Source organism: Nocardia sp. NPDC003345, assembly GCF_053589395.1.
In genome coordinates this window covers 1-10197 of sequence record NZ_JBSFRU010000236.1, presented here as the reverse complement: position 1 = coordinate 10197, position 10197 = coordinate 1, and the positions used below count along the sequence as shown (strand labels likewise).

The 10197-nt window shown below is 68.5% G+C and carries 10 protein-coding genes; 6 read left to right on the top strand and 4 right to left on the bottom strand.

Features of this window, described 5'->3' with window-relative positions:
• The 6 genes from ACWDU1_RS22735 to ACWDU1_RS22710 form a co-directional block, all read left to right on the top strand.
• Positions 1–1146: class I adenylate-forming enzyme family protein (locus tag ACWDU1_RS22735; RefSeq protein ID WP_450001322.1), on the top strand; the 1146-nt coding region annotated here is incomplete at its 5' end.
• A gap of 139 nt (positions 1147–1285) precedes the next feature.
• Positions 1286–2146, top strand: coding sequence for a helix-turn-helix domain-containing protein (locus ACWDU1_RS22730; RefSeq protein ID WP_450001320.1), 861 nt, complete (start codon positions 1286–1288; stop codon positions 2144–2146).
• A 126-nt stretch (positions 2147–2272) separates the two neighbouring features.
• Positions 2273–3661 (top strand): APC family permease, encoded by a 1389-nt coding sequence (locus ACWDU1_RS22725; protein WP_450001318.1) that lies wholly within the window; start codon positions 2273–2275, stop codon positions 3659–3661.
• Positions 3662–3758: 97 nt separating this feature from the next.
• Positions 3759–4286, top strand: coding sequence for a hypothetical protein (locus tag ACWDU1_RS22720; RefSeq protein ID WP_450001316.1), 528 nt, complete (start codon positions 3759–3761; stop codon positions 4284–4286).
• Positions 4287–4375: 89 nt separating this feature from the next.
• The gene (locus ACWDU1_RS22715) at positions 4376–4849 is read left to right on the top strand and encodes a peroxynitrite isomerase (protein ID WP_450001323.1); all 474 of its coding nucleotides are present in this window, start codon (positions 4376–4378) and stop codon (positions 4847–4849) included.
• A gap of 211 nt (positions 4850–5060) precedes the next feature.
• Positions 5061–5288: a hypothetical protein gene (locus tag ACWDU1_RS22710; RefSeq protein ID WP_450001314.1), complete on the top strand. Its 228-nt coding sequence runs from the start codon at positions 5061–5063 to the stop codon at positions 5286–5288.
• Between the two features lie 12 nt (positions 5289–5300).
• Here ACWDU1_RS22710 and ACWDU1_RS22705 read toward each other — a convergent pair whose 3' ends face one another.
• The 4 genes from ACWDU1_RS22705 to ACWDU1_RS22690 all read right to left on the bottom strand — a co-directional run bounded on the left by ACWDU1_RS22705 (position 5301) and on the right by ACWDU1_RS22690 (position 9735).
• Entirely contained in the window at positions 5301–7094 is a 1794-nt protein-coding gene (locus ACWDU1_RS22705; RefSeq protein ID WP_450001312.1) for a penicillin-binding transpeptidase domain-containing protein, read from the bottom strand.
• A 62-nt stretch (positions 7095–7156) separates the two neighbouring features.
• The gene (locus tag ACWDU1_RS22700; RefSeq protein ID WP_450001311.1) at positions 7157–8020 is read right to left on the bottom strand and encodes a GNAT family N-acetyltransferase; all 864 of its coding nucleotides are present in this window, start codon (positions 8018–8020) and stop codon (positions 7157–7159) included.
• A gap of 124 nt (positions 8021–8144) precedes the next feature.
• Positions 8145–9302 carry a flavodoxin-dependent (E)-4-hydroxy-3-methylbut-2-enyl-diphosphate synthase gene (ispG, locus tag ACWDU1_RS22695; protein ID WP_450001309.1) on the bottom strand — a complete coding sequence of 386 codons (1158 nt, stop codon included), beginning with the start codon at positions 9300–9302 and terminating at the stop codon, positions 8145–8147.
• A gap of 169 nt (positions 9303–9471) precedes the next feature.
• The gene (locus ACWDU1_RS22690; RefSeq protein WP_450001307.1) at positions 9472–9735 is read right to left on the bottom strand and encodes a DUF2631 domain-containing protein; all 264 of its coding nucleotides are present in this window, start codon (positions 9733–9735) and stop codon (positions 9472–9474) included.
• Positions 9736–10197: the final 462 nt, after the last annotated feature.

Genomic DNA, 10197 nt, shown 5'->3' with positions numbered 1-10197 from the left:
ACCATGGAAGACGACCTGCCCGCGCTGATCGGGAACCATCCGGGCGAGGCCCCGGCCGTGGCGGTCGACGAGGACGATCCGGCCGTGGTGCTCTACACCAGCGGCACGACCGGACGGCCGAAAGGCGTGGTACATACCCACCGGAACCTGCTCGCCATCACCGATTACCACCGCTGCACCGACGCACTGGGCGCGCTCGCCGCCGGGCACGAGCCCCGCGAACCCAGCGATAAGCGGTTCCTGCTCACCTCACCGCTGTTCCATATCGCCAGCCTGCACAATCTGGCCGTCCCCCGGCTCGCCTCCGGCGCCGCCGTGATCGTGCACACCGGCGCGTTCGACCCCGAGCGGGTCCTGGAATCGATGGCGCGCGAGCGGGTCACCAACTGGGGCGCGGTCCCGACCCTGGCCGCGCGACTGCTGGAAGCCGATCCGGCCGGGCACGACCTGTCGGCCCTCACCTCGCTCTCGCTCAACGCGGCGCCGTCCTCCCCCGCCTTCCAGGAGCGGCTGCGGGCCCGGCTGCCCGATACCGGGATCGCGCTGACCACCAGTTACGGCCTCACCGAGAGCGGCACAGCGGCCACCGTGGCCACCCCGGCCGAACTGGCCGCCGACCCGGAAACGGTCGGTCACCCGATTCTCGGTGTGTCGGTGCAGATCCGCGATCCGGAGGGCCGGCCGGTGCCCGACGGCACCGAGGGCGAGATCTGGGTGCGCAGCCCGTACGTCATGCTCGGCTACTGGCGCGACGACGCCGCCACCTCGGCCGCCCTCGACGGCGAACGCTGGTTGCGGACCGGCGATTTCGGCACCCTGTCCGACGGCCGGTTGCGGATGGCCGGGCGCCGTAGCGATCTCATCCTGCGCGGCGGAGAGAACGTCTACCCCACCGAGATCGAGAACGTCCTGGACGAGCATCCCGCGGTGCGGGAGTCGGCGGTGATCGGCATACCCGACGACGATCTCGGGCAGCGGGTCGCCGCGGTGGTGGTGACCGGTGGCGCCGTCGACGTGGCGGAACTGCGGGCGTTCACCGCGCGGCGGCTGGCCTATTTCAAGGTCCCGGAGCGGTGGACGCTGACCGAGGAGCCGCTACCCCGCAACGCGACGGGCAAAGTGCTGCGCCGCGAGATCACTTTCTGACCCGGGCGCACACGCGCCCGCCCGGACCGTACTCCCTCGCCAGCGATGCCGTCCGCTCGTTATGGTTGCTCGACAGGCTCGCGGACGCCGGGCCCCGCGAGCACCGCGATCCGCGCGGTGCACAGGCGAAAGGGCCGATATGGCAGGTAAACGCACCGTCCTCACCGCCGGCCTGCGCCGGCTCTCGGTGCTGCTGCTGGAGATGCGGGAGGACGCCGAGCTGAGCAAGGAGGAGGTCAGCGCCCGCACCGGTATCAATGTCACCACCCTGTACCGGATCGAGACCGCGCAGGCCCGCCCGCAGCGCCGCACCCTCATGACCATGCTGGATCTCTACGGCGTGGAGGCGACCCGGCGCCAAGAGGCACTCGAGCTGCTCTCCGACGCGCAGAAACCCGGTATGTCGCGGCCCTACGAGGCCAGCCTCTCCGAGGTCTACGCCGCGTACATCAACTTCGAATCGGTCGCGCTGTCGGCGCGCCACTACCAGACCTCGTTCATTCCCGGCCTGCTGCAGACCGAGCAGTACGCGATGGCCGTGATCGACACCTGTATGCCGAAGCTGGAGGCCTCCGATCTGGAACGCCGGGCCCGCGCCCGGATGGACCGCGCGGCGGTGCTGGCCAAGGACGAACCGCTGGAGCTGTGGGTGGTGCTCGACGAGGCCGCCATCCGGCGGGTGGTCGGCGGTCCGGAGGTCATGAGCGGCCAGCTCCGCCAACTCGGCGAGGCGACCAAACGCAAGAACGTGATCCTGCAGATTCTGCCTTTCGACGCCGGCGCGCATCCCGGTATGGCCGGGTCCTTCACCATTCTCGACTTCCCCGACCCCACCGATCCGGAACTGGTGTACGTCGAGGGCATCTCCGGAGACGCGCTGGTGGAAGGGCATTCGGAGATCCGCCGCTTCGGCGTGATGTTCGATCAGCTGCGCGCCATGGCTCTCAGTCCGCGTGATTCCGCCGAGGTGATCGCCGCCGCCGCCGAATCGATGTGCTGACGCGGTATCCCGGCGCGAAACGCGTGGCCGGCCGGTCGACCGGGATTCCCGGCTGCCCGAATGGGTATAAAGAGCGAATCCGTTCGAACACGCTCCTACCGGCCATCGCGGAAATGAGGGGTTCCCTTGGCAGAAGTCGGCGCCCGGACCGATCCGGACCACCAACCCGAGCTGAAACGGGTCATCGGCCCCTGGCTGCTCCTGCTGTTCATCGTCGGCGATATCCTCGGCACCGGCATCTACGCGCTCACCGGCCGGGTCGCCGGTGAGGTCGGCGGTGCGGTGTGGGTGCCGTTCCTGGTGGCCTTCGGCGTCGCGTTGATCACCGGTTTCAGCTATCTGGAACTGGTCACCAAATACCCGCAGGCCGCCGGCGCCGCGCTCTATACCCACAAGGCGTTCGGAATCCATTTCCTGACCTTCATGGTGACCTTCACCGTGATGAGCTCCGGCATCACCTCCGCGGCCACCGCCGCCAAGGCCTTCGCGGCGAATTTCGCCGAGGCCTTCGAATTCGACGGGGTGGGTGACGGGCTGGCGCTCACCCTCATCGCACTCGCGTTCATGGCCGCCGTCGCCGCGATCAACCTGCGCGGCGTCGGCGAGAGCGTCAAGGCGAATGTGCTGCTCACCTGTGTGGAACTCTCCGGGCTGCTCATCGTGATCTGTATCGGGTTGTGGGCGCTCGGCTTCGGTAACGGAGACTTCGGCCGGGTCCTGGAATTCGATACCGGCGACCGGTCGGCGTTCGGCGGGGTCATCGCCGCGACCACGCTGGCCTTCTACGCCATGGTCGGATTCGAGGATTCGGTGAATATGGCCGAGGAGACCAAGGAACCCAGCCGCATCTTCCCCAAGATCCTGCTCACCGGCCTGCTGGTCACCGGCGCCATCTACGTGGTGGTCTCCATCACCGCCGTGGCCCTGGTGCCCCCGGAGGACCTGTCCGAGGGCGATACTCCGCTGCTGCAGGTGGTGGAGATCGGCGCACCGGGCTTCCCCACCCAGATCTTCGCCTTCATCACCATGTTCGCGGTCGCCAACTCGGCCCTGATCAATATGCTCATGGCCAGCCGCCTGCTGTACGGCATGGCCAGGCAGAAGGTGGTACCGCGCTCGCTCGGCCGGGTGAACGCCGCCCGCCGCACCCCGCACGTCGCCATTCTGTTCACCACGGTGCTGGCCCTGGGCCTGCTGCTGGTGGTCGACGAGGTTCCCGAACTCGGCGGCACCACCGCACTGCTGCTGCTGGTGGTCTTCACCATCGTCAATATCGCGGTCCTGGTACTGCGACGTGACGAGGTGGGCCACCACCACTTCCGCACCCCGACCGCGTTACCGGTGGTCGGGGCCCTGAGCTGTGCCTATCTGGCCACTCCGTTCACCGATCGCAACCCGCAGCAGTACGCCATCGCCGGTGTGCTGCTGGCCGTCGGGGTGGTGCTCTGGGCCTTCACCGCGCTCTGGAACAAACCCCACAACGTCAAGCCCCTGCGACCGGGCAGCGACCTCTAGCCGCACCCCGGTCCAACGCTCGCCGCCGGGTTCTGCGGCGGCGAGCGGGAATTCGTGGAAGTGACGAGCGCCCCCACGATCGGTAACGTATGCGCCGATGACAAGCATGGACGCCAGGTTCGGCGATGCTGCTGGGTCGGTGCCCCTGCCCAGCCCGTGGGACCTCAACGCCTACCTCGCCGAGGTGGCCGCACACCGCAAACGGCCGATCTCGTTGCAGCCCGCGCACCGGTCGGCCCTCGCCGACCTGGGCTGTAACGGCAACGGTCTGTGGATCGCGCGCAAATACGACGATATCGTCGTCTACGACGCGTCGGCGTCCGGCCGCAACGCCGACCACATCGTGTTGCACGCGATCGGCCATATGCTGCTCGGTCACGGCGGCCCCGGTGCCGAGGACCCGGACACCACCCGGATCTCGATCAGTGCGCTCAACCCGGCTCTGCTCGATGCCCTGGCCACGATCGCCCCGGGGTCGATCACCCAGATCCTGGGCCGCGACGATTTCGGCGCCGACCGCGAACGCGAAGCGGGTGTCTTCGCCGAGATGACCATGGTCTACGCGGCACTGCCCCGCCGCCGCAGTCGTTCGTTCTGGCCGTTCGGGCGCCGCAAGAACAAGTAGGCGCGCCGCGCGGACCGGCGGCCGGTGGTACCGGATCGGTCCCCGAGCGTCTACGCTTGTGCGCCGTGGCCGAAGAGCAGAGTCCCGCCATGCTGCACCCCGCGATCGCCGCGTTGAGCGGTCTGCTGGGCACCTGGCGCGGCGCGGGGCAGGGCGATTATCCGACGATCGAGCCGTTCGGCTACCTCGAGGAGATCGTGATCGGGCATATCGGCCGGCCGTTCCTCACCTACCGGCAACACACCCGGCATGCCGACGACAACCGCCCTCTCCATGTGGAAGCCGGCTACCTGCGCTGTCCCGGACCCGACCGGGTGGAACTGATCCTCTCCCACCCCACCGGCATCACCGAGATCTGCGAGGGCAAACTGACCCTGGGCGACGAGGAGGTGCGGCTCGAACTCGAGTCGACCGCCGTCGGGCTGAGCAGTACCGCCAAATCCGTGACCGCCCTCAGCCGCACCATCCACATGCACGGTCGAACCATCGACTACACCCTGCAGATGGGCGCGGTGGGCCTGCCGCTACAGCATCACCTCACCGCGAGTTTGCAGAAGATCTGAACGTCGGATTACGAAGCGGTCACGGATTTCCGGGTGCGGGTCACAATTTGCTCGTGGTCGATTTTCCTCAGCTCTCCATCTTGTCTCGGCCCGTACCACCGGCTTAGGTTGACCTGAGCAGCAAATCATCAGACAACTCTTCCGAGCCCGGTCGCGCAGGCGCCTCCCGAGCTCGTTATCTGTCGAACCTCTGATTCGGAGGGAGCCGGAAATGAAGCGTTCCACCGTTGCTCTCATCACCGCCGGAATGATCCTCGGCGGCACCGGGGTGGTCGAGATCCTCGGCACCGACACCGCCACCTCCGCCCCGGTGGCGGATCGGACCGTCTCGGTCGTCGCACCCGCCCGGGTCAGCGATGCGGTGACCACCGATACCGGCGTCCCCTATATCGGCCACCGTTTCGCGACCGCGTCCGCGGCCACCGGTACCGGCCCCTGATTCGCCCGCCGCTCACCCGCCCACCGCGAGAGCGGCCAGCATATCCCGGGTCACCGCCACCGCGTTATCCGAGCTTCCGCCCTTGACCAGCAGCGTCGCGAAGGCCAGATCACCGCGGTACCCGACGAACCAGGAATGGGAGCCGCCGTCCACCTCGGCCTCACCCGTCTTCCCGTACACCTCCCCCTGATCGGCGATGCGGTTCGCGGTGCCGGAGACCACCACCTCCCGCATCATGGTCCGCAGGCCACGCACCACCTCCGGATCCAGCGCGGGCCGGTCACCGTCGACCTCCGTGCGCCGGCCCGCGATCAGGAACGGGGTGGGCGCGCTGCCGTGCGCGATCGCCGCCGCCATCAACGCCAGACCGAACGGACTGGTGACGACCCGGCCCTGGCCGATACCGTCCTCGGTGCGCTGGGTGCGGTCCTCGGCAGCGGGGACCGAGCCGGAGAACGTGGGCAGCCCGGCGACCGTGTACTCCGGTCCGATCCCGAATCCGGCCGCCTGCCCGGACAAGGCGTCGGCGGGCAATCGGCTGGCCAATTTCGCGAACGAGGTATTGCACGATCGCGCGTAGGCGGTGGTCATCGGGACATCACCGACCGTGAATCCGTTGTAGTTCGGGATCATCCGCTCGCCGATGGTGATCGAACTCGGACAGGCCAGCACGGTGTCGGGCGTCGCCAGACCGTCCGCTATCGCGGCCGCCGCGGTAACCGTTTTGAACACCGAACCCGGCGGATACTGGCCGATCGTGGCGACCGGGCCGTCCCGGTCGGCCGCCGCGTTCTGGGCGACCGCGAGAATACCGCCGGTAGAGGGTTCGATCACCACCATCATGGTCTGCTCCCGCCGGCCGTCGACGGCCCGCTGGGCCGCGTTCTGCACCCGCCGGTCCACACTCAGCGCGAACGAGGGTGCCGGCCGGGCCGCCACCTCGTAGAGGACTCCGGTCTCGGCGCCGTTCGCGTTCCGTGCCACCACCAGCCATCCGGCCCGCCCGTCCACGTCGTCGATCACCGTCCGCCGGATCTGGCTCATGAGATCGGGGGCGAACGCGCGATCGGTGGGGGTCATATCCCATTCCTGCGTGACCCGCACCCCCGAAAGCCCGATCAGCCGCGGCCCGGCCCGGCCGAATTCCGTCTCGTTCAACACGATCACGGTGTAGGCCCCCTCCGCGCCGCGGGCCGAATCCAGGATCCGGTCCGGCGTGAGCCGCTCGTCGATATCGCCGAGCGCCTCGGCCAGCGCGGCGGCCACCCGCTGCGGATCGGAACTCTCCGCCGCGTCGAAGGTCACCCGGGAGACCGTGCCCGGTACCAGCACATCACTGCCCGACTGCTCGTTCACCCGTGCCTGCGGCGCGGGCCGCACGGATAGCGCCATGGTCTGGGTATCGCCGAGACGCGGATGGACCGCCGACCCGCTCCAGCGCACGGTCCAGGCGCCGCCGGCGCGTACCAGTGGCAGCTGCCCGGAATAGGTCCAGCCGCGGTCCCCGGGCAGGCGCCATTCGTAGGTGTAGTCGACGGTGGCGGTATCGCCGGTGATGCGGGCAGCGCCCGTCTTCGCGTGCAATTCCTCGGCGGCCAGTTCGTCCCATACGGAAGCCAGAGTGACCGCGGCCTTTTCGGGCCGGTTGGTTCGCGCGGCGGCCGCTTCGGCATCACGGGCAGCGAATGCCTCGACGAAGCCCCGCGCGGCGGTGATCGGCCCCTGGGCGCCCATACCGCAGGCCGTCGTCACGGAGGCCAGGGCAGCGACCGCGAGCACGAATACGACTACCGGACGGATCGTCATCGGCCCCGATGGTAATCACAGAACCCCGGTGATCACCTGCGGCGCACCGGATCCGGAACCGATCAGTCGAGCAGAACCGTGGTGAAGGTGGCGATCTGCCGGAATCCGACCGCGCGATAGGCCCGGCGCGCGATCTCGTTGTAGTCGTTGACGTAGAGACTGGCGGTCCGGCCGGTGGCGAGTACGGCATTGGCCACCGCCGCCGTCCCGGCGGTTCCCAAACCCTGTCCACGGTGGTCCGGGTGCACCCAGACACCCTGGATCTGGCCGGTCCGGGAGGACATCGCGCCGACCTCGGCCTTGTAGGCCACCTCACCGTCGATGAATCGCGCCCAGGCCCGCCCGGCCTCGATCAGGCCGGCGACCCGGCGCCGGTAACCGCGGCCGCCGTCGCCGGCCCGGGGATCCACCCCGACCTCCTCGATGAACATGGCGATGGCGGCGACCAGGTACCGATCGAGTTCATCGGGCCGCACCGGGCGTACCTCGGAGTCGACCGGGGACACGGCGGCATCGGTGAGCGCCAGCAGCGGCTGCGCGGCGCGCAGTTCCCGTTCCGGGCCCCAGTGGTCGGCGAGCATCTCCCACAGTGGTAGCGCCAGCTCCTGCCGGCCGACCACCGAGGAACACAGACGCGGCCACCGGATCGCCCGGTCGGCGAAGGCACGCATGGCCTCACGCCCGCCCCGCAGTGGTATCAGATTCACCCCGGAAAAGCACAGTGATTCGGCCGGACCGCCGTGACTCCACAGTTCACCGTGGCCGTACCGGTTGTCCAGACCGTATTCCTGTAGCCGGGCGGCGACCATACAGGCCGCCACCGGATCGTCGTCGAGCACCCGCAGCACCTGCGCCAGGTCCCGCTTGGCGAGCTGACGCGCGGGAACGGTTTTCGCGCGCCGGGTCGGCTCCAGCAGACTCCGCACCTACAACAGCCTGCCATGAACCGCGCCCGCGCGGAACGGATATCCGGAAAGCGCGCCCGGCCCGGCCGGTCGGGACCCGAGGCGCCCGCGCCCGCGGGTCCCGTGGGCGTAGGCGGCCGGACCGTCAGCCGACGCTGACGACCGGCTCTCCGGTACCGGCGTCCTCACCCATATCCTCGGCGATCCGCATGGCCTCTTCGATGAGGGTTTCCACGATCTGGGCCTCGGGGACGGTTTTGATCACCTCGCCCTTGACGAAGATCTGACCCTTTCCGTTGCCGGAGGCGACACCGAGATCGGCTTCGCGCGCTTCGCCCGGACCGTTCACCACACAGCCCATGACCGCGACCCGCAGCGGGACCTCCAGACCGTCCAGGCCCGCGGTGACCTCGTTGGCGAGCGTGTAGACATCGACCTGCGCCCGGCCGCACGACGGACAGGACACGATCTCGAGCTTGCGCGGCCGCAGGTTCATCGACTGCAGGATCTGATCGCCGACCTTGACCTCCTCGGCCGGCGGCGCGGACAACGAGACGCGGATGGTGTCGCCGATACCCTCGCTGAGCAGCGCACCGAAGGCCACCGCCGATTTCACGGTGCCCTGGAACGCCGGGCCCGCCTCGGTGACACCCAGGTGTAGCGGATAGTCGCTCTGCGCGGCGAGCTGCCGGTACGCCTCGACCATCACGACCGGGTCGTTGTGCTTGACCGAGATCTTGATATCGCCGAACCCGTGCTCTTCGAACAGGCTCGCCTCCCACAGCGCCGATTCGACCAGCGCCTCCGGGGTGGCCTTGCCGTATTTGGCCAGCATCCGCTTGTCCAGGGAGCCGGCGTTCACGCCGATCCGGATCGGGATCCCGGCGGCCCCGGCCGCTTTGGCGACCTCGGCCACCCGGCCGTCGAACTCTTTGATGTTGCCGGGGTTCACCCGTACCGCCGCGCAGCCCGCGTCGATGGCGGCGAAGATATAGCGCGGCTGGAAGTGGATATCGGCGATCACCGGGATCTGCGATTTCTTCGCGATCGTGGATAGCGCGTCGGCATCTTCCTGCCGCGGGCACGCCACCCGGACGATATCGCAGCCCGACGCGGTGAGCTCCGCGATCTGCTGCAATGTCGCGTTGACATCGTGGGTCTTGGTCGTCGTCATCGACTGCACCGAGATCGGGTGGTCGCTGCCGACACCGACACCGCCCACCATCAGCTGACGGGTCCTGCGCCGCGGTGCGAGCACCGCCGCCGGTGCGGTCGGCATCCCCAATCCGACTGTGCTGGTCACTTTCGGCTGCCTACTTTCGTACTGGTCGGGCCGGTCGCTGCCGAGTGTAGTCCGGCCGCGACGGGGCGCCGCCGAGACATGGGCAACAGCCTCGACCGCCACCCGGACGTAAACTGCGGGTAACCCACAGGATGCCCGGGCGGGTAGGCACGATCAGAGAAACCGCAGATCAGCGCGGTTTCCGACGATAGATCACGTCGTAGACGAGGATTCCGGCCAACGCGGCCGCGAAGCCGACCAGGTAGAGATCCTCGACCTTGCCCGAGTGATTGCCGATCAGCATGCCGAGCAGGATGACGATCACGACCACCGCCGCGACCCGGAAGGTCTTGTGCGATTCGCCGCTCCATCCCCACGCGGCCGACGGAACCTCAGCGGGGTCCACCTTGGTGATGACCTTGTCGGTGGTGGGTTCGACTTCCGTGGCGGCCACGATCGCTCCTCCTCGAGAGAACGGATACTGCCGATATCGTGGCATACGACCGCCCGTCGTAGCCACTTAGGGGTGGGCTCGGTGGCGCGCGCCGAATCATGCCCGACCGGTTTCCGCATTCCCGCCCCGGGCGGGTATCGATACATCGACGCATACCGATACCCGCTCGACGCAACCTATGCCATGGCCAACTGATTGCACCGGTCGATGACGTCCTGGGAAACGCCGAGACCGAGCAGGCAGGCAGCGCCCTGCGCCGGCGAGATCAGCGTCCCGCTGTAGCACTTCCGCAGGGCCTACACCGGCCGCAGACCGGCCGGGCTCGAATCGCGCACCACGCCGGTCCAGGGCGAGATCGCCCACCTCGGTTTCCAGCAGAACGCATCCGGACACCCGGCAGCAACCGCGCAACCGCGGTATCCGTTGCGTGACAACGAATACCGCGGTTGCGCGGTTGCTGCC